Origin of the sequence: Candidatus Caccoplasma merdavium, assembly GCA_018715595.1 — a bacterium.
Lineage (GTDB): Bacteria > Bacteroidota > Bacteroidia > Bacteroidales > UBA11471 > Caccoplasma > Caccoplasma merdavium.
Genome location: DVLI01000026.1, coordinates 181,077 through 201,206 on the forward strand (window position 1 = coordinate 181,077; position 20,130 = coordinate 201,206).

The 20,130-nt window shown below is 41.0% G+C and carries 18 protein-coding genes; 1 reads left to right on the forward strand and 17 read right to left on the reverse strand.

Translation table 11 applies throughout. The annotated features are described in order from the left end of the window. Window positions 1–6: 6 nt before the first annotated feature. The 17 genes from IAD09_09315 to IAD09_09395 form a co-directional block, all read right to left on the reverse strand. On the reverse strand, window positions 7–609 hold the full coding sequence (locus tag IAD09_09315; GenBank protein ID HIT82420.1) for a hypothetical protein: 603 nt from the start codon (window positions 607–609) through the stop codon (window positions 7–9). Window positions 610–757: 148 nt separating this feature from the next. Further along, window positions 758–2,005 carry an ABC transporter permease gene (locus IAD09_09320; protein ID HIT82421.1) on the reverse strand — a complete coding sequence of 416 codons (1,248 nt, stop codon included), beginning with the start codon at window positions 2,003–2,005 and terminating at the stop codon, window positions 758–760. Further along, window positions 2,002–3,201, reverse strand: a complete 1,200-nt coding sequence (locus IAD09_09325) for a pyridoxal phosphate-dependent aminotransferase (GenBank protein HIT82422.1) — start codon at window positions 3,199–3,201, stop codon at window positions 2,002–2,004. The genes IAD09_09320 and IAD09_09325 overlap by 4 nt, the downstream gene beginning before the upstream one ends. Window positions 3,202–3,427: 226 nt before the next feature. Further along, on the reverse strand, window positions 3,428–4,147 hold the full coding sequence (locus IAD09_09330; protein ID HIT82423.1) for a WecB/TagA/CpsF family glycosyltransferase: 720 nt from the start codon (window positions 4,145–4,147) through the stop codon (window positions 3,428–3,430). 39 nt (window positions 4,148–4,186) lie between these two features. Then, entirely contained in the window at window positions 4,187–5,296 is a 1,110-nt protein-coding gene (locus IAD09_09335; GenBank protein HIT82424.1) for a glycosyltransferase family 4 protein, read from the reverse strand. A 33-nt stretch (window positions 5,297–5,329) separates the two neighbouring features. Further along, window positions 5,330–6,439: a Coenzyme F420 hydrogenase/dehydrogenase, beta subunit C-terminal domain gene (locus tag IAD09_09340; protein ID HIT82425.1), complete on the reverse strand. Its 1,110-nt coding sequence runs from the start codon at window positions 6,437–6,439 to the stop codon at window positions 5,330–5,332. 1 nt (window position 6,440) lies between these two features. Next, window positions 6,441–7,553, reverse strand: a complete 1,113-nt coding sequence (locus IAD09_09345) for a polysaccharide pyruvyl transferase family protein (GenBank protein HIT82426.1) — start codon at window positions 7,551–7,553, stop codon at window positions 6,441–6,443. Next, on the reverse strand, window positions 7,550–8,656 hold the full coding sequence (locus IAD09_09350; protein ID HIT82427.1) for a glycosyltransferase family 4 protein: 1,107 nt from the start codon (window positions 8,654–8,656) through the stop codon (window positions 7,550–7,552). Before IAD09_09350 ends, IAD09_09345 begins: the two co-directional genes overlap by 4 nt. A gap of 169 nt (window positions 8,657–8,825) precedes the next feature. Further along, on the reverse strand, window positions 8,826–9,746 hold the full coding sequence (locus IAD09_09355) for an alpha-1,2-fucosyltransferase (GenBank protein HIT82428.1): 921 nt from the start codon (window positions 9,744–9,746) through the stop codon (window positions 8,826–8,828). Between the two features lie 6 nt (window positions 9,747–9,752). Beyond that, window positions 9,753–10,595 (reverse strand): glycosyltransferase family 2 protein, encoded by an 843-nt coding sequence (locus IAD09_09360; protein ID HIT82429.1) that lies wholly within the window; start codon window positions 10,593–10,595, stop codon window positions 9,753–9,755. After that, entirely contained in the window at window positions 10,528–11,757 is a 1,230-nt protein-coding gene (locus IAD09_09365; GenBank protein HIT82430.1) for an O-antigen ligase family protein, read from the reverse strand. Before IAD09_09365 ends, IAD09_09360 begins: the two co-directional genes overlap by 68 nt. Window positions 11,758–11,769: 12 nt before the next feature. Next, window positions 11,770–12,555: a hypothetical protein gene (locus IAD09_09370; protein ID HIT82431.1), complete on the reverse strand. Its 786-nt coding sequence runs from the start codon at window positions 12,553–12,555 to the stop codon at window positions 11,770–11,772. A 9-nt stretch (window positions 12,556–12,564) separates the two neighbouring features. Further along, window positions 12,565–13,359 carry a hypothetical protein gene (locus tag IAD09_09375; protein HIT82432.1) on the reverse strand — a complete coding sequence of 265 codons (795 nt, stop codon included), beginning with the start codon at window positions 13,357–13,359 and terminating at the stop codon, window positions 12,565–12,567. Between the two features lie 43 nt (window positions 13,360–13,402). After that, window positions 13,403–14,941, reverse strand: a complete 1,539-nt coding sequence (locus IAD09_09380; GenBank protein ID HIT82433.1) for a hypothetical protein — start codon at window positions 14,939–14,941, stop codon at window positions 13,403–13,405. A 41-nt stretch (window positions 14,942–14,982) separates the two neighbouring features. After that, the gene (locus IAD09_09385) at window positions 14,983–16,113 is read right to left on the reverse strand and encodes a chain-length determining protein (protein HIT82434.1); all 1,131 of its coding nucleotides are present in this window, start codon (window positions 16,111–16,113) and stop codon (window positions 14,983–14,985) included. 73 nt (window positions 16,114–16,186) lie between these two features. Beyond that, complete coding sequence (locus tag IAD09_09390) at window positions 16,187–18,577, reverse strand: SLBB domain-containing protein (GenBank protein ID HIT82435.1); 2,391 nt, start codon at window positions 18,575–18,577, stop codon at window positions 16,187–16,189. A gap of 36 nt (window positions 18,578–18,613) precedes the next feature. Continuing rightward, window positions 18,614–19,165, reverse strand: coding sequence for a UpxY family transcription antiterminator (locus IAD09_09395; GenBank protein ID HIT82436.1), 552 nt, complete (start codon window positions 19,163–19,165; stop codon window positions 18,614–18,616). Between the two features lie 513 nt (window positions 19,166–19,678). On the opposite strand from IAD09_09395, the gene IAD09_09400 reads away from it, so the two are divergent. After that, on the forward strand, window positions 19,679–20,119 hold the full coding sequence (locus tag IAD09_09400; GenBank protein ID HIT82437.1) for a hypothetical protein: 441 nt from the start codon (window positions 19,679–19,681) through the stop codon (window positions 20,117–20,119). Window positions 20,120–20,130 lie beyond the last annotated feature (11 nt).

The following is a 20,130-nucleotide window of genomic DNA, read 5'->3' on the forward strand; positions in this document are numbered from 1 at the left end:
AATTTGCTATTCGACGTTATCTTTCAGTTGCTTCCACATCGAGGCGGCAAGTCCGTATGATATAGTCATGATAAACAAGACGATGATTATATTCAAAATGGTGAATATCCAATAGGGTGAAATAAACATGCGCATGAGTAGGTTGACAATGAAATATGCAATGCCTATTACCACATATATTCCGAAAATGCACCATTTGCTGCCATCTGTGGCATCATACGAAGCTTTGAGTGCCTCGATGGGGCTTTTCCCTTTTTCCAGAAGAAAATAGAACGACAGCGACCAGGCCCAATACAGCACGATGGCTGGAACGACGAAGAAGCACAACGATGGAATGAGCGAAATCAGCATGATACCCAACAATACAAAATAGTGGCTCATATGTTTTCTGTAACCGGCATTAAAAATATGAGTGGGAGATATGGCTTCTTCCTTGGCTATTTTTACCGGAAGATACGACATGGCAATAGTCGTCCCTATATTCACATAGGGAATCCATATCGTCAGAAGATAAAGAATCAAACATCCTACCAACTGAAAAAAATTCATTATGGCATATGTGATACCGTCGACAAGGGTCTCATTGAATTGTAAGGTTTGTTTTTCCATAGCAAAATTTTTTATTACAATATAACAGCGAGACACGGAATTTGCCAGTCCAAACCTGCGTTGTACCGAATCTTATATATTTTTACAAATATACGGATTAAATTCTACGATACAAATGATAGACCTTGGATTTGTAATATCGAGGCTTTTATTCAAATTTAATGGTTTTGGCCGGACGAATGCGCGAAATTATATAAGAGGGCCCGACAAGCATCAGCAACGAAACGAGGAATGCGGCAACATTCAGCAAGACAAGGTATCCGACATGGAATGAAATGGGCACAGCCGGAATGTAATATATCTCCGGGTCGAGTTTGATGACATGGAAATAATATTGAATCACACAGAGCGCTATTCCACAAAGATTTCCCCAAATCATTCCACGCCCCACAAGGAAGGCCGCGACATAAAGAAAAGTTTTGCGTATGGACAGATTATTGGCCCCCAAAGTCTTTAAAACACCAATCATGCGGGTATGTTCGAGAATGATGACAAGTAGTCCCGAAATCATCGTGAAACCCGACACAAGCGACATGAGTATGAGAATGACCCACACATTCATATCGAGCAAGTCGAGCCAATTGAATAGCTGTGGATTGAGTTCCCGAACGGTATGAGTGAAATACGGCGCATTATATTTGTCTTTCATCGGAAGAAGAAGCGGATAGAGCTGCTCATTGACCGGAGTCATGGCATCGCCGTCGTTCAAGCGTATCTCTATACCGCTATATCGGTCGCCGGCCCATCGGTTGAGCATTTGCACCTGGCGGGCGTCTCCGAAGATAAACAACCGGTCATATTCGGTCAGGTTGGTTTGGTAAATTCCTGAAACCATGAATTTTCGAGCCCGCACGCTCTCGTCGACAAAATAACAATAGATGGCATCGCCGGCATGTAATTGCAACTTATCGGCCATATAGCGCGATAGGAGTATTTCGTTACCGGGAGTCTCGCCGTCGAGTCGAGGCAATCGCCCCTCGGTCAGATACCCCGCGATGAATTCGGTCGGATAATCGGCCGTCACGCCTTTGAGGGTGATGCCGAGGAAATCGGTATCGGTTTTCAATATCCCTGGTTTTGTGGCATAGCAGGAATATGATTCGATTTGCGGAAAGGTCGAAAGCAAGGTATCCAAGGCAGGAGAGAGGGCAATTGGGGCCGTTTCATAACTGTTCTGGTAGGCAGCTCCGGTAATCTGTATGTGGGCTCCGAAACCGATAACTTTCTCGCTGATTTCCCGTTTGAACCCGATAACAATAGAAACAGCCAATATCATAATGGCCATACCCAATGCGACACCCCATGTCGCAATGCGTATGGCCGGAGGTATTTGTACCGAACCTTTTTCCCCGGTTCGGGCATATATGCGTTTGGCAATAAAGAATTCTACATTCATAAGGTGCGTCCCGGATAGGCTTCGAGCGCTTTTTGCAAGACAATCAAAGCCTTGGCCAAATCTTCTTTTTTCAAGACATAGGCCATTCGCACTTCATTGATACCCAAACCGGGTGTCGTGTAGAAGCCCGAGCCGGGTGCCATGAACACCGTTTGTCCTTCATATTCGAAATGTTCAAGACACCAAGCGCAGAAATCATCGGCATTGTCGACCGGCAATTTGGCCATGGTATAAAAAGCTCCCATGGGAATGGGCGAATAGCAACCGGGTATGCGATTGATTCCGTCAATCAGGAATTTACGTCGTTCGACATACTCATTGTAGACTTCCGACATATATTCGGCCGACGCATCGAGAGAGGCTTCGGCAATGATTTGACCTATCAAGGGAGGACTCAACCGGGCCTGACAGAACTTCATCACGTTCTTTTTCAACTCTTCATTCTTGGTGATGAGCGCACCAATGCGAATGCCGCATTCACTATAACGTTTCGATACCGAATCGATAAGCACGACATTGTTCTCAATGCCTTTCAGATGGAAAGCCGAGATGTACGCGGCACCGGTATAGCAGAATTCCCGATACACCTCGTCGGAGAAGAGAAACAAGTCGTGTTTTTTCACGATGTCGCGTATCTGGTTCATCTCTTTCTGCGTGTAGAGGTATCCCGTCGGGTTGTTGGGGTTACAGATCAAGATACCTTTGGTGCGGGGGGTTATGAGTTCTTCGAATTTTTCTACGGGCGGGAGTGCAAATCCTTCATCGATCGATGAAGGCAGCGTTTTGATGATGGCACCGGCCGATATGGCAAAGGCCATGTAATTGGCATAGGCAGGCTCAGGCACGATTATCTCATCGCCCGGGTCGAGACATGCCATGAAGGCAAACAGCACCGCTTCGGAACCACCCGTCGTGATGATAATATCCTCGACATTTACATTGATGTTGAATTTGGCATAGTAGCCGACCAGTTTTTCGCGGAAGCTGTAAATACCCTCGCTGGGGCTGTATTCCAAGACTTTGCGGTCGATATGACGAGCCGCTTCAAGACCTATTTCGGGCGTAGGGAGGTCGGGCTGCCCGATATTCAGATGATATACTTTTATGCCCCGTTTCTTGGCCTTGTTGGCCAGCGGGACGAGTTTGCGAATAGGGGAGGCGGGCATGATTTTTCCCCGCTCGGATATTTTAGGCATAATAGGAATTTTTCATTATATATTGAATGGCAAAGGTAATAGAATTATGGAAAAAATTGCACAAAAGCGCAGATTAAAAAACAAAAATGCGAAAAGTCGTCAATGATCCCGACTTTTCGCATCATCTTTCTATATCGATAGGGGAGAACTCTTCGAAACGATTTGCCTATCGCTCGATTCCTTGAACCAGTCTACCATCTCATGAGCTTCCGCCAACAGGGGCAGACTACTTCTCGGTCTTCTCCTTCATCATATAACGGAAAAATATCAAGTTCCCCAGCAGATAGCGCCGCCACATACGTCGGGGTTCTTTCAGCAGACGATAGGCCCACTCCATTCCGTGTTTCTGCCACGCCTCCGGAGCCCGCTCCACGGTACCGGCAAAGAAGTCAAATACCGCACCGATGGTCCCGATATGGCCTCGCACATCGAGCTTGTCATAGTGGGTATAGGCCCATTTCTCCTGTTTGGGCGCCGTCATGCCTACCCACAAAAGGTCGGGTTTTACACGATTTACCGCTGCAATCATTTCCCGATTCTCTTCCTCGGAAAATTCGGGTTTATAGGGCGGGGAATAGGTCTCGACAACGATATTCGGATACACTTCGCGCGCTTTCTCTTTGATCAGTTGAAGCGTTTTTTCACTGGCACCGAGAAAGAAACAGGTACCCCCTTTTTGATTGAGACGTCCCATTTCAAACTCAAACAAGTCCCACCCGGGAATCCGTTCGATATGTTCGTGCCGCAACCAGCGAAAAGCCAGGACAATACTCTCTCCATCGGGTATCAATGCCCCGCCGTGCAGCAAGGCTTCGGCAAAGAGAGGATCTTTCTGCGCATTATTATACGAATGCGCATTGATTGTATTAATCAGTAACTTGCCATCGGGCAGCGTCGCCAATTCGGACTTATGCCTCAATAAAGAAACTGTTTTCAGTCGAATCATTTTTGAAATTATATTAGAGCGATAAAAATCTAACGTGAATTATTCCTGTGCGCACACCTTTTGGAGCGTTTGCACAAAACGAGTTTCAAAAATCGGTAATGTAAAGAGCTCCTTATACCGCTTGTAACCAGCTTCACCCATTTTTCGGCGCATCTCACCGTCATCGATAAGAATCGCTATCTTTTCGGCCAATGCCGTTGCATTTTCCTTCGGGACAATAAACCCAGTAACCCCGTCTTCGACAATATCTCTTATGCCGCCTTCATCGGTCGAAATGACCGGCAACTTATATTGCATGGCTTCGAGATTGACCAGCGGGAACGATTCATTGTGATAAAACGTGGGGAAGACGAAGATGTCAGCCCCCTCAAAACAGGCCGCTTTTGCCTTACCATATTTGCTTCCGGCATAGACGACACTCTCGTCGAGGTGGCGTTGCGCTACGGCCTGGGCAAAAGTCGCTGCCGAAATCTCCTGGGTCTCTCCGCCGACAAACGTACACGACACCGCATATCCCTGTTTTTTGAGTATCTGCAAAGCATCGAGCAACACATACACGCCTTTCGAAGCAATCAGGTTCGAGAGGAACAAAATATTCACCTTGTCGTTCTTCCGGTTGAAAGCAGGCTCATCGGTAAAAAGTTCGGGAATGCCGTTGGCACAGACCTCAACATCTTTTCTCTCGACATAGCGGGAAAAATCGCTATACAGAAGCTCCGACAGCAAGATGACTTTCACCCCTTTGAAAAACCTCTTATAACAAAAGTCGAAAAGCGGTTTCTGTTGATAGTTCGATACCCCTTTGTTGTGATAGTGAACCACAACACGAGCCCCCAGTGATTTAAGCATTTGCACCACGACAAAGTCTTTGAGGAAAGCGCCTCCGCTGGCATTGGGCGTTACATATACCAAGTCGGGACGGAACGAGCGATACTCCTTGCGGATACGGCCAAGCAGACGAGAAAAGTCGGTCAGTTTCGACAACCGCACTTTGCCTATATCTTCCAGATTGGCCGCCGTAGCCAAGTTGATATACCGGCAATCGAACGCCTCATTCACCAACCGGCTATCGTGGATATATTTTCCCACCATCGCAGCCCCATGCACCGGCGGCGGCATATGCATAATAAAAAGAACCCGCAGTCTCATACTGTTTATTAGCGTTGATTTATAAGACAATCCTTATTTATACAGAGATTTTAACCAGCCTTTTATCACAATCTCAGGAATAGAAAATCTGATACTCCATTTAAATCCAATCTTAGGATAGAAATGGCGAAATATCCGACTTCTGAACGAAAGAGTTTTGGGTTTTCTTAATTGTTCATTGTGTTTTAGAGCCTCTTCATAGGGGCGGGGAATGGCGTCAATCTCCGATTGAATTTGATTGTATAAACAAGCGCCACTCTTACTATTAACAAGACATAACGATATTCCTGTTTGTGGATCAATAGGTATCATAGCACGATTGATACCCCAAAAATCACCTAAGGTAAGATCGCCAACACGAGCCGCCTGAGCAAAGGGGCACGAATAGCAACTATCTCGATAAAAGAGTCCCGTGAAAAACCCTTTGTAGTAAAAATCTTTACTTAATGGACGAGAAAAGAGTATATTATGTTCCTTTTTTATAGAAAATAGAAATTTGTTATTTTCGCGGAAATCGACCCGGTCGGCCTCTTGAAATAAAACATCATGAGGAAGGCTGTCTATCAACATGGCATTTGAAGGCACTCCATGACAGACCAAATCAATAGTAGTCAAATTATCATATTTGTCTTGGAATGTATTTTTTACCCCCACAACTTGGCAAGGTGTGCCAATATATAAGACCTTTACTCCATTTTTTAAGTCGATAGCCATCTGCTTGTATATGTCCCGCATATCACTTTGAACATATTTTGAACCCCTTATTGCATTGAGATCGTCGAGCGATGTGCATCGGGTATGCTTAAATTTGAAGCCTGGCACAAAAGCGGCCCCATACACAACACCACCCTGTTTGATGGTATGCTCAGATAATGCCGTAGCGATGCCGCCGGAAGAACTTTGTATGCGAAGCGATTCATCTTTGCGCCATGCAGCATAGACCGTATGAGGCATCTTCCTTTCAGGTATATGATTGGCCGGGCAGACCTTAACGCACGATTTACAATCGATGCATTTTGTCGCATCAATCTTTGGAATAAAATGCCCTATGGAGTTTTGCTCAAAATGAATACACGATACCGGACATTTGTCTATACATGCCGCACAACCGAAACAATCTTTTTCGTCACAAATTTTTTCCATACTAATCCAAGACTTTACGAATAAACGATTCCGAGATGTTCAAGAATCGGTCTTTTATCGACTCTATTCTATTCCAGTCAATTTCTGCCGGAGAACTATTCTCTTTATCTGTCCGAATGTACCTGTCAGATAGCTCAAACATCGAGAGCAGACTTTCCATACGAGAGTTCACTTTATGCCGGTTCCGTCCGAAAACAAAGACCGGTTTGTGAAACATGATAGAAAATGCGGTTCCGTGGAATGAGTTGGAAACGAATGCGCTACAATGATATATAAGCGAAATAAACTCACATGGCCCGGTCTTGGTAAAATGTTTATCGGCATAACGAGTCTGATAGGCTCTGTCTGATATGGAATATATCTTCAAATTTTGCTCTTTGGCATACCGCACGGCAAAATCTTTCAATTCGTTATTCCCCTCAAAGTCATATATCAAAAGATAGGGTTCTATACCTGTTTTTACAGGAACCATTATCTCTTTCCATTCTTCGATGGATAGTAGGAATACAGGATCCAATACCCAGGTCCCTTCTATTCCCATGGTCCGCAGTATGTCAATTCCATGATATTCCCTTACCGAAACGGCATCAAATTTTTTAAGCGAACAAGCTATGCGTTTACGGTTTTCATCATCTATATCAATATAAGAAAAACTGGCAGCATATGAGGCCCGTTTCCCTGAACGGACAAATTCGAGATAAAATGCCGGGTCACGGCCAGCTTCGTAAAAGACATTCCATATCTGGTCGCTTCCCACAACATACAAATCAGCTTCGGGCGGATTCTCCTGTAACTCTTCAAATGTGTAATAGACCTGTCTGGTCTCGTGCAACATGCGGTGAGTAAAGTCGTCGAATAGGTGCTTATTGGCCAATGTCGTTTGTCGTTGTAGAAATTTCAAGATACGATATACAACACGGGTTAGAGCATAGCGACTCATTTTTGACTCGGGGTTGACCCACTTGTAGTTGTATTTGCGGGTGAGATACTCCGGTTGATAATTTATAATCTCGACATCATGTCCTTGGCGGGACAAATAGGTCATGAGAGCATACGCCTGCAACGAAGCCCCGTAATTATAGACATTATATGTCGTCAGTGTCTTGATTCTCATAAAGTATCGATTCGCTCTATAAGTGATTGCATGAAGTCTTGATATTGATATGTCATCTGGTTGGGTTTCAATTTCACCGGATAATCTATTGTTACCACAGATGAGACTTGTCGCATGATTCTTGTCAATTGCTCAGTATCCATCGGATCAAAGAGAAAACCATTTTTATTTTCTTCGATGAGGCAAGAAGAGCCGGCTTTGTTTGATATAATAGATATGCAACCGGCTAAAAGGGCTTCATTGGTAACTGCTCCAAAAGGTTCTTTATAACTGGCCAAAATAAAACAATGGGCTATATTGTACCACGCGTTTAACGCATCGCCTTCCAAACGACCAGTAAACAATACATTAACAGACAATTGGTGGGCTAAATCCTCTAACGATACTTTTTCTTCACCATCACCAACGATAATCAACGCATTTTTGTTTTGGTCCAATTTAGAAAATGCCCTAATGATGGTATCTATATTCTTAATTTTTACCAATCGGCCTACATACAGAAAAATACATTTGTTTTCCAAATGATTCTCTGAAATGATCTGATTACTTGTCGGTAAAACACGGGCATATTCTTCTCGGGTCGCATTATCGGGTTTTATAATGGGAAACCAAAATCCGCGTTGGTATTTTTCATTATACCATTTTACGACTTTGGGCTCAACAAGAATGATTTCGTCCAATTTATGGGCAAGAAGTTTTCTCGAATATTTATGGAACGCAGAGAAATCATTGTTCTCTGCAACCATATTATAACTATCATCGCAGATAGAAACTACCCTGTACTTTCTCCTAGTAAAAAATCGATGCAATAACACCCATATGGCACCAATGCTAAATTCCTCCACAAAAACGATATCCGGTCTGAACGCATTTAACTCTCGCCAATATCCGGAATTGAATGTTCTACCTTTCCATTGGAATAACTCTTTCAGGTAGGTAGGAGAGAATAGAAATTGAGAGGAAATCTTTTCATAGTCAAATTTCTGTGAACGAAGATTTTTGTATCGCAGACATATCTTTGTATCAAAAGCCTTATATAGGTCATTAAAAAATGACACTCTATACGGTGCGACGGTCGAATGAAAAATCAAAAGTTTTTTCATAATCTCTTTTTTCTAATCTATTCGGTTGGTTACCAAATTAAAATATTCTTGCCCTTTATCCGATATGACTTTTGCCGGTATTCCAACAGCTACACTATTATAAATAAAATTATTCCATACAGTTGGTTCCATTTTAATTCTTTGAGTTCTTTATATTTCATTGTATCACTTAACGGTTTTGTTTAATTAGATGTTTAAATCTTGATAGTAATGGCGCTAGATAGCTACATAAGTGAGATAATGTATCTTTATGTGATTTTATTTTTATCCAATTAGATAAATAACAATCCGAAGGAAAGTATCCAGAAGGTATAGGATAAGTTGATGGACAAAGGGTATTGAATTCTGTATTTGGATCCATCAATGCTGCCATAATACTAAATGAACTGTTACATACAATGTGGTAATCACACAAGGAGATCATTTCAAAATCAACCAAAAGAGAATTATGTGTCAATACACTTGTATATCTTTTTGAGAAAGATTTTACCAAAGGTGTCAACTTATCATAGAAAATTAGAAAGACTATCGACCCATTCTCCTCGTTATTTTTAAGAATCTTATTCGCCGCATGGTACCAATAATTTTTATTTAGCATGAATCCTTTGACACGATAATCGAGAGCATTTCTGAAATGAATGGAACAAAATTTTGTATTAGGAGCAAATTGCGCTTTGATTTTAGTCAATTCATTCTCTGCCTTATTCTGAATATCAGAGGGAAATGCAAACCATTCTCTTACTTCATCAATACGATGCAAAAAATATTTAGGGGATATATAATGTCCCCGCATCAATGTATTGTCTGATACCTCATATGCCTCTTTCTGAATTGAACTTATTGAATGAGAATCAGTTATTTCTTGAAAAACACTATAATTTTGAACGTCAGAAACAACCTCTTTTCGTATTTGTGGAAAAATAGACGTCAATGTGTTCCCAAACTTCTTATCCGTATCATTTTTCAGAAATTGATTATCATACTCGTTATATACACCAAATTCAAAACCTTTATCTAAGGCAATACTTTTGACAGATGCATATGCAAACATCTGATTCCCTAATTGGTCGCTCAACTTTACTACCAACATGACTTTTTATTTTTTTTCGTATTTATTCAACCGGACCCAAATGTTGGGAAACATACACCGAACATATATCGTGCAATAATGAAAAATCGCTTTTATCAAACCATAGTGCCTCTTCTCAAAATAAAATATTTCTTTGGGTATGAGTCCTACCGGATTGTGTAACATCTTCCGACGTTCTCTATAAGGTATTTCCGGATTACACCACTTATTTATACTCTCATGTAAATCGCATTCACCGACATATCTTCCTGCTTGGAATATCTCAATGCCGCTTTTGACTGCCCGCAAACCGTAATCGAAATCTCCAATGCCATGAGAAAAATAATAGTCTAAATTCCCGATTTTATTATACACATATCTCGGTATTAGAACTATGTTTCCGTTAAAAAAATCAACTTTTTGTAGTGTCCCGTCAAGAGCGGGAATTTTTTTATTTCTTCGGCCACCATATGTAGTCCTATCATGAGCTAAACTCTGCGTGGCACCAACTATTATGGCGTGATTGTTGGTGTTCTCAGCAGCCCGGCACAACTCTTGTAACATAAAGGGATAGGTGAATGTATCGTCGTTGAGCCACAGATAGAAATCATAATCGCAATATGTCGCAGCAGCTTGCCAGGCTGTGTACATACCCCGATTCCAATAGAGATTTCCATCGCCCTGAACGATATGTACCTCGGGATAATGTTTGGCAATGGCTTCGGCTGTACCATCGGTACAACCGTCGTCGGTAAGCCATACGTCTATGGCATATCCATCTACTGGTTCCTGTGCAAACAAATCATGCAGACACCGAAGAGTCTTCTCTTTTCGGTTGTGCACGGTAAGCAATACGGCAATTTTTTTCATGTTGTTTTGTAGCAGATAATTTTACTTCGATTTTCGAGGCATTGCATGCCAAGGCTATAATGATATATAACCCCATAAACTGAGGCCAAGACTCGGCTATAAACATCAACAGAATCACAGCCACTACAAAAGAAAAGAATCTTTCCAAGTGTATGATTCTATTTTTGCAAAACGCCTTCAATGCTAAGAATAAAAACGTAAAATAGGCTATTGTCCCTATAATCCCGCCCATAAAGAGTAATTGCACATATCCGTTGTCAATCGTTTTTGATATAAAACCACACCCCAATATAGGTGAAGAAAAGAAACCGTCAAAACCAATATTCCATACATTGGTGCGTCCCGTCATCGTCAGGTCTTTATGCAGTATGTCTTCGATAATAAATGAAAAAAGATACTGTATTTTGAAGAAAGTAATGCCTATTCCAAGTAACAATATGGTACAAATAAGGAACTTGGGCTTTATCCATCGTTCTCTTTTTGTTTTATAGACAAACAATACATACATGACTATCAAGAATACTCCTGTAAGAGACGTCGCGGACCATAATATCAATACTGTAACAAATATTTCTGCAATAAGCAGCCATGCAAAAAGGTTCTTTTTTGTCGTTAAAAGCATCAATAAAATAGCACTGCACAAAGCCGGGAATAAAAAAGATGCTGTCATATTAGGACTTGACAAAAGCGAAACCATGGCATTTTCAGTATAAAAATCATATAAACTTCGTGCATTCTTTTCGATATTTATGGTAAATCCGAATATTGAAATGAGGTAAACCAAATTGACCGTTATCAAGATAAAGTAAATGACAAACAGTGCATGGATCAATGATTTCAACCGGTGCTCTATCAATAGTTCTATCAGCATGGTCAATGATAGAATAGATACGCTGAATATGAAAAAACGAGAAAGCCCTTCACCCGAAAAGATGGTTGAAAGAAACCAACATGCGAAGACCATCAATTCGCCTTTTAACAGCTTTGAAGGGACTTTTTTCTCAATAAACAGATATTGTATGAATATAACTATCGCGACAAAAACACGCGAAACATTAAAAAACGTGTTTATCGCACCAAAACCCAGAATGTCGAAACATGCCGGTTTCAAAAATGTCGCAAAAGCGAATAGAATGAATAGAAATCTTATTGCAGATGACATGGCATATTGTGTTTAATTTTCATCATCAAAATATGTCATATTAAAATCACATATACTCATATCATTATTATCTTTAAAAAATTCATCTATCTCTTTCTCTAATTTGGAAGAACGTATATGGGTACAATGTTCTTTTATCACTTTTGCCGGACTTCCTGCTAATAAGATCATCTTATGATAATCAGAAAAATCTTTATTAACAAAACTTTTATTACTAACAATACTACCATTAGGAATAATTGCACCTTTCACTATTGAGCAACTATTTCCAATCCATACCGATGCTCCTATTAGAACTTTTCCTTCTTTTCGTTGAACGATGTTATTATTAACGACGTAATGATAATTTGTATCACAAACGATACTTCCAAAAGCAAATCTTGTAAACTCTCCTATTTCAATATAATTATTTGCTAAAATTTTACACCCTCCACCTATTTCAATATGTTCGCCAAACTTTGCAACTCCCGAGATCCTAAATACAACACCGGGAGAAACTCTTATAGGACCATTAATTATCAGAAGGCCATTAATCATAAACAACATCGATGGCATTTTTGTCGGAACAAAAAAATCTTGATTATATCCCCACTTTATCAACCCGAATCGAGGCTTTACATTCAACTTGATTTTGGCGCGACTCAACACCAATTGGGTAGGTCCATATATCACCAATGGGAAATGGATTGCCTGCTTAAATGGTAATAGACGAAAATTGGCTATTATCGTTTTAAATACACAAAAACGATATTTTAAAGTTCGGTGCTTGATATTTTTTAATAAAGATATCAGAGTCATCTATTTTATCTATTTTATCAATTTAATATTATACAATTGTGATGCCATTATCGAATATGTAGAATGTGTGCAACCTATAATTTTTTTTGTCGCTCCCAAACAATATAAATCAACAACAGCATCTTTCATTCCTATCGTATTTTTTCTTGTTAAAGAAAGATCTTGCGATATTATTCGTTCTCCATACTTTTGAATCATTAGGCTTTTAATTTCCTCCGAGTCGGTTGCCAAATAAAATTGGCAACGAGTATTTTGTTGGATTTCCTGATCCATCAATGTGAAGAATTTTTCATTTGGATTATCTTTTATTGCCGACAGATTATCGGTACGACGAATGTGAACCCCAATTACATTATCTCGATAATTATCTGTAATGGAAAAAATCCTTTCCCTCAATTCTTTTATGGGAACAAATATTTCAGCCAACGAATTGGTTATTTCATAAGGTGTAAAATAATTATATGCTGCAATGTATATATTTGTGGCATTACATATTTCCTTCTCAAAAAACTGTCTACGATTTTCATCTATATAAAGGATTTTATCATAATGGAATTTCTTTATTATATCTGGTATAAAGAAATTTCTTTTGCCCCCTTTTTTCATATAGAAATTTTTTAGTCTTTTTATTTCTAAATCCTTGGGCTGCTCAAATAAATCATCAAAAAAGGCACTACAATCAAAATCCTTTCCCCAAAATATTTCTAAATCAACCTCTGGATTGTTTTTTTGCCAAGCCATAGCTGATACAACTGCTCTCATTCTATTACATAACCCAGCAATAGGAACTAACGTTATTTTCATTTATATAGAGATATATTTTATTTGTTATCAAATTATATTATAATTACTTCTTCATGAATTTTTGTCTAATTCTGCTCATCACTTGTTTTTCTTGTTGAGACATAAATAATAAATTACTTAAAATATATACTATACCAACCAATAAACATGTCAAAATCCATCTATAATTATCGTTTGTATCCACATAAAATTTAAATAGATAGCCACAGAATAAAGAAAAGATCGTTGGTAGAAGGCATGGGATAAAAACGATAGTAATCCATTGAGAAATTTTACATTGTGTATAATGGTGCAATATCCATAATGTAGCAATACCCAAGAATATACCCCAACAAGATATCCAAATAAAGTACATCCAATAGGGTGGAAAATGGAAATGAAATGCAACGAATGTCAATGGTATTGGAAGGAAACATAATATAGCTTTGACTTGTGTAAACAACTTAATGCGGCCATAAGCTAAAATAGCAGACTGTTGGCTTATCGTAAGATTTTCGACCAAAGTGCGCGTTATCTGCATTTGGCAAAACAATGCAGCATATTGGGGAATATTCTGTCCTGAATTGCCAATCCAAATATGCATAATCGATTCCATTTCTGCTATAGCCGGCAATCCAAACAATGCCATAAGGACATATGCCATTTTACTGCTGTATAAAGATGTATTTATAAGTTTATCCGTGTTCTTTTCTCCTGCACTCTTCTCAATTACAGGATTGACGGCTTTCAATAGATTATTTGAAAATGCCTGTAATTGTCCGCACAACTGATTTCCCAATCCTTGCGCAGCATTTAACGTTGTCCCGAAAAAATGGTTCAATATGATACCTAAACCATATTGACTACCAATAGCCGACACTGACGTAGTAAAGTTCCAACCTGCAAATCCTGTCATTTCTTTCATAAGGACTCGGTTGTAATAACGACAAGGAGCCAATATACATTCATCATACTTTCGATGGCAATATATTCGCATGATCGAGAGGGTAATAAATGGTATGGCCGCCATAAGAATACCATATACAATGAGTTTATCGCCAGTGGTATAGACAACAGCAAAAGCCACAGCCAGCTTAAGTAGAGACTCTATAATGCCCACAATGGCGTAGTACCGCATATTTTCATGGGCATTGAGCATGGCATCGTAAGGTACACTCATCACGGTAAACATCGTACTGACGATTAGACTACCGTAAACCACTTGTGCCGCAAATAAACGGTCAGAAGGAATATTCAGTATACCATGAAAGAAAAAGTAACCGGCTACCAGCAAAACCACTCCCACAAGAATAGCAATGCCTGTGTGCAATATGACGCTGATGTTGAATATCTGTTTCTGTTTCTCCTTATTACCTTCACCCTCTGTATATGACATATATCGCTGTGTAACACGTGCCATAGTCACATTTAAAAATCCTAACATAGCTATGGCACCACCCACAATATTGAAAATACCGAAATCGACATCGCCCAGACTGTTGAGGACAAGTCGGGTGGTATACAACGAGATGAACACGGTAATGCCCATCTTGGCATAAAGATACCCGGTATTTTGGGCTACGCGCGATGCTGTCGACATGATTTATGACAATAGATTACTTCCGACAATATATGATTGTAAATCTATTTCTCTTTGATATATGAAAGAAATTTCTCCCAATATTCTTTACCCAGCAAAATCCATCCCATTGTTATAACAAATGATACAAATGTTACTGCAATAATCATCATTTTACGAGAGGTCCCAGAGGGTTGCAGGGGGACAGTAGCCGGCTCGAGAACGGCAAACACGGGTTTGGCCTCTTGTACTTTGGCCCGAGCTACCTGTAATTGGTTCGCCACCTGACTATATACTTGATAAGCCAAATTCATGTCGTTTTGCAACCGGTCCTGTTCAGCTCGGACACTTTGCAAAACCAAATTTTTATTGGCATCCAAATATTCGGCATATTTCTTCTGGGCAGCATAGTATTCAGCCTGCCGTTCTTGAAACAACTGTTGCAGATAGGCACAGTCGTCTTTTGCTTTGGCAATGCGGTAATTGATGATATATTCCTGTAATTTGCTAACAACAGAGTCGGCAACTACGGCTGCAACCTTAGGGTCTTGCAAAGTTACAGAAACCGTTGTTATGGCTGTTTTCTCATCGACATTGGCCGTTACCACTTCTCTGACCAAAGAGAGTTTCTGAAAATCATCTTCCGACAGCTGGATAGGGCCTTGCGCCCCAATTCCGGACGATACGACTTCTTTTTCTTTCGTAAAAAGAGATTTTGCCCACCCGATTGCCTTTCCCGGGAATTCCATGACAGAACTCCACCACGGGGATTTCATCTCATCGAGATAGGCCATAAAAGTCGTATCGATATTACCATCAAGAGTTTGTACCGGCATGTCAAAAAGGCTCAATGCGAATGGGGTAGAGGCTACTATATCTGACGCCAATGTGATGTTCATGGCATCGGCTCCATTAGAAGATGCGCTACTACCCAAAAACGAAGATGCCAAACTGGCTAATCCTCCCGACACTTTCGTTTGGTCACCCATTTCAGGAGAAAGGGTCACATTTACCGTATATTCCTTAGGAATGCTGAATGCGATAATTACCCCCAATACGGCACCTACAAGAACCGACCACAACAACGCTTTTCGTGCCGCTATGAGTTTTCGCAAATAACCTGCCCAGTCGATTTCAATCTCATCGTTTTCTTCCGTGATATAATCGGGATTTTTATAGGATTCTTTTTCAGACATAGTTATATCCAGTGTTTAATTTATAAGCAATCCATCAAGGAACAAGATAACCTCTTGTTCCTTGATGAGTAATTTATTTTGCCAAGTTGGCAATAGTGGCAGCCATTGTTCCTATCGATGTCACGGCCGACAAAGACGCCAGGACATTTCCCCAATTGGCTTGTCTCGGCCGCCTGTTGGGAACGACAATTTCACAGCCGGGTTCCACCATGCCGTTTCCGCGTCGTTTTACCACGGCTATTTGGCCATTCATGTATATGATATATTTCTTATTCTTCTTGGCCAACGCTCCATAGCCGCCGGCTTGGCCGATGTAATATTTCACGTTTTTGCCTTTTTTGTATGATACCACATTGGGTTGCATCACGGCTCCGTTGATTTTCACCGTATTATTGTATTCGGGAACGATAAGGACATCGCCTTCGCGCAAAACAATATCGGCATCACTTCCCGGAGATTTCAGGGCAGCCACAAGGTCTATCCCCACTGAATATGTCGTATCGACTTTAATGCCCAAAGAATCGACTTTTTCTTCTCCAATTTGACGACGCAGCAACAGAATGACATCTTGCATACGTTTCAATTCTTCGGCATTCGCTTTACGCATTAACTTGGCTCCTCGTACATAGGCAAATTGCGTTGTCCCACCCGCTTTTTCCACCAAGTCGCTGAGGCGTTCGTCCTTCTGGGTTATGGTATAAGTTCCTCCATAAAGGACTTCGCCCGAAATTGCGACATTTTTCTGTTCACTGTATACCGGACTGCGTCTCACGAACACCTGGTCATAGGGTTGAAGGACAAATCCGGGTTCACCATCGACCACGAAACCGTCTTTCAATGCAAATGTAAACATCTCGCCCAACTCTCGGGTATCTTCGGTACTTGTCGGGTTCTTGATACGGCGGGAAATGTCGACTCGCACCAAGGAAGCCGCATCGCGCAAACCACCTGCTGCAATGACCAAATCTTCGAGCGTCATATTGTCGGCATAAGGGTAGGAGCCGGGTTGCATCACTTCTCCGGCAATTTGCACATCACCAAGAGCACTGATATCATGAATACTCGGGATAAACAAAACATCGTTCCGCCGTAACTCAATATCGGGTATCGAGCCATTCATGAGGGCGGCAATATCAATTTGCTGCACCTCGCGGGTCATGTTATCGCGCAAGCGATAAAGGACCGCTCTGGCCGTAAAGGCATCGTCGGTGAGACTGTCGGCCCTTGCAATAAGGGCCTTTACCGTATTCACGTTTTCATCAAGTTCATATATTCCGGGACGATATACGGCACCACGGATTTCAAGTTTGTTTGAGAATCTGTCGAGAATGGATTCGGCCGTAATTACATCACCGTCGGCAAGTTGGCAGATGGCATAATCGACATCATCGATTGTATTGACTTGATACTCTTTCCCGTTTTGGCGCACCATACGCAAATTTTTGGTATACGCGTCACTGGTAAATCCACCGGCATATTCAATCAGTTTTTCGAGGGTTTCACCCGCCTTCATCTCATAGCGCATCGGCCGTTTAACGTTTCCGGCAATCTGCACCAAGGATTCATAGGCGGGAACAATGACTACATCGCCTTCTTCCAATCGAATATCGTCTTGTGTTTTCCCTTGCATGATAAAATCATACACATCTATGGTTGCCACCTTTTTCCCATTACGCACCAACTGCACATCTCGCAAACTACCGATTCCATTTACACCGCCGGCACGGTAAAGGGCATGAAATACCGTCGAGAATGCCGATAGGGCATATGTGCCCGGTTGCACGACTTCACCCATGACATTGATTTGAATCGTGCGCGTATTTCCCAACGTAACTCGTATCTGGTTGTTGGCATCGGAATAAATTTTACGCAACTCCTTCGTCAGGAATTTCTGAGCCTGTTCCATCGTCATTCCGCTGAGATAGAGCGGACCAAGTTCCCCGATATTGATTGTGCCTTCGGGTGAGATTTGTTGACGAATGGTATTCTGACTTGCTCCCCAAATATCGATAATCACTTCATCACCCGCACCCAGTCGATAATTTAGCGGAGTCGGGATATTGACACTCGGTTCAAAAGTCAAATTCCTCGTATTGAAAATATTGCGACCATATACTTGATTTTCTCTTGCGACATCTTGGGGTTTTTCCCGGCTTTCCATCATAGCCGTACTTTCGTCACTGACCTGCTCTCGCAAACGAGCTTCGGCTTTTGCCGTACCGGAAATTTGGTCGCTGGCCGCATTATTCTGCTGGTCATATAGTTGCTTTACACGACGAGCCTGTTCTTCGGTCACACCTCTTCGTGCCAACTCCGTAGCCAGCACGCGTTGATCTTTTCCTTCACTCAATCCCTGTTTTACATATTCCAATACTTGGGCGTCGCTCATACTCTGAGCCGAAACCGGTACGGTTATGGCCCCACAGAGGATTACAAATAATCCGCGAATAAAAAGTTTTCTCATTGATTGACTTTTTTATGATTCGTTTTGTTGATATTATTATTCCGATACAAGTTCTTCACACCATGTGTAACTCACTTTCAGCAGAGCCGCACTACCATTCACCTCAATAGCTATATAATGACGACCGCCATATCGAAGGAATTTCCCGGTTAAACCGAATAAGGGGCCTTTCTTTATTATACGGACTTCGGAGACCCTCTTGTCTTTAAGTTTATGAGGATCAATAAATCTTGTGCCTTGAATGGAAGGGTCGGTAGCTCTTATGAAATTCTGCATCTCTTTCGTCGGTACGATGCAATAATCATCGACTGTACGTTCCTTTTTTAAAAAATAAATAGGGTGGGGCGCTCTTTTCATCAAGTCCTTACACCAATTCTTATCATATGTGTGATGCACGAACAACAAATTGTGAACGGCCGGTACCAAGACATGCTCACTACGCGAGGTATCGCTTCGTGCATCTCGTAACTCATACATCATGGGGATATAAAACTCTATTTGTTGATCTCTGAGGAATTGGGCTATCAGAAGTTCTTTGTTATATCGGGTTTGCAAAGGCAACCACACCCGCTCTTCATTTTCCTCCATTTTTCATTCTATTCTATTTTATTTATTATACAATTCTCTCTTTTTCCGCCATCTTAAACGATTGCGAATCAATTCGTTTTCAAAAATTTGCACCTTGAAAGTTTCTCACTTCCGTATAGAATAGAATTCCACAGCCGTAAAAAAGTCAAGCATACACGATTACAAAAATAGGTATTTATACCAAATCTGCCCCCTATTTAGGCGACCAAAACCATTTGTTAACATTATTTCACACGATTGGGAATCCGTAGTACTTGTGTGGATAAAGATTCTCGTCTGACAAAAAATCAAATTATATTAATTGCTTCGAATTTGAGAAGAAGAATTTTCACATAGTCGTTTTTTTCGTAATTTTGCCCATGTAATCGTTGCCAACATATCATGTTTAAAGATATACTCATACGCATATATCAACTGATAACCCGACCCTCTGTTACTTGGCAAAAGATGGCAGAACAGGGAGAGGCTGCCCATGCACTTTTTTTTAACCGGTTTTTATATCCGGTAATGGGTATGGCTGCATTGTCTTGTTTTTGCCATTTAATAGGGAATGAATTCAATTCCAACAATTTGGAATATGTCCTGCGACTGGCGATTGTAGAATTTGTCAAATTCTTTATCGGATTTTATTTCCTGGCGTTTATCCTCAAAGAAATTCAGCCTTATTTCTCGCTGAAAAAAGAAAAAGAAGTAATCGAGCGCTTTGTAGGTTCGTTATTGTCATTGTATATGACCGTCGACATTGTCGTCAACATTTTGCCCAAAGGTTTCTCGTTTCTTGAATATGCCATACTGGCCATATTCTATGTTATTTGGACGGGAGCCAAATTTTTCCTGCATGTCGACGACTCCCGACGAAAAATTTTCACGCTCATAGTCACCATTCTTGTTTTGGTGATTCCCATTGTTGTAGAACGTATCCTTTACCTGATCATGCCGGGTATGAACCAATAATTTATTTTTAC

Excerpts from the sequence above, each read along its gene's own strand:
- IAD09_09315 (HIT82420.1), bottom strand. The coding sequence starts at position 609 with ATGGAAAAACAAACCTTACAATTCAATGAGACCCTTGTCGACGGTATC.
- IAD09_09320 (HIT82421.1), bottom strand. The coding sequence starts at position 2,005 with ATGAATGTAGAATTCTTTATTGCCAAACGCATATATGCCCGAACCGGG.
- IAD09_09325 (HIT82422.1), bottom strand. The coding sequence starts at position 3,201 with ATGCCTAAAATATCCGAGCGGGGAAAAATCATGCCCGCCTCCCCTATT.
- IAD09_09330 (HIT82423.1), bottom strand. The coding sequence starts at position 4,147 with ATGATTCGACTGAAAACAGTTTCTTTATTGAGGCATAAGTCCGAATTG.
- IAD09_09335 (HIT82424.1), bottom strand. The coding sequence starts at position 5,296 with ATGAGACTGCGGGTTCTTTTTATTATGCATATGCCGCCGCCGGTGCAT.
- IAD09_09340 (HIT82425.1), bottom strand. The coding sequence starts at position 6,439 with ATGGAAAAAATTTGTGACGAAAAAGATTGTTTCGGTTGTGCGGCATGT.
- IAD09_09345 (HIT82426.1), bottom strand. The coding sequence starts at position 7,553 with ATGAGAATCAAGACACTGACGACATATAATGTCTATAATTACGGGGCT.
- IAD09_09350 (HIT82427.1), bottom strand. The coding sequence starts at position 8,656 with ATGAAAAAACTTTTGATTTTTCATTCGACCGTCGCACCGTATAGAGTG.
- IAD09_09355 (HIT82428.1), bottom strand. The coding sequence starts at position 9,746 with ATGTTGGTAGTAAAGTTGAGCGACCAATTAGGGAATCAGATGTTTGCA.
- IAD09_09360 (HIT82429.1), bottom strand. The coding sequence starts at position 10,595 with ATGAAAAAAATTGCCGTATTGCTTACCGTGCACAACCGAAAAGAGAAG.
- IAD09_09365 (HIT82430.1), bottom strand. The coding sequence starts at position 11,757 with ATGTCATCTGCAATAAGATTTCTATTCATTCTATTCGCTTTTGCGACA.
- IAD09_09370 (HIT82431.1), bottom strand. The coding sequence starts at position 12,555 with ATGACTCTGATATCTTTATTAAAAAATATCAAGCACCGAACTTTAAAA.
- IAD09_09375 (HIT82432.1), bottom strand. The coding sequence starts at position 13,359 with ATGAAAATAACGTTAGTTCCTATTGCTGGGTTATGTAATAGAATGAGA.
- IAD09_09385 (HIT82434.1), bottom strand. The coding sequence starts at position 16,113 with ATGTCTGAAAAAGAATCCTATAAAAATCCCGATTATATCACGGAAGAA.
- IAD09_09390 (HIT82435.1), bottom strand. The coding sequence starts at position 18,577 with ATGAGAAAACTTTTTATTCGCGGATTATTTGTAATCCTCTGTGGGGCC.
- IAD09_09395 (HIT82436.1), bottom strand. The coding sequence starts at position 19,165 with ATGGAGGAAAATGAAGAGCGGGTGTGGTTGCCTTTGCAAACCCGATAT.
- IAD09_09400 (HIT82437.1), top strand. The coding sequence starts at position 19,679 with ATGGCTGCATTGTCTTGTTTTTGCCATTTAATAGGGAATGAATTCAAT.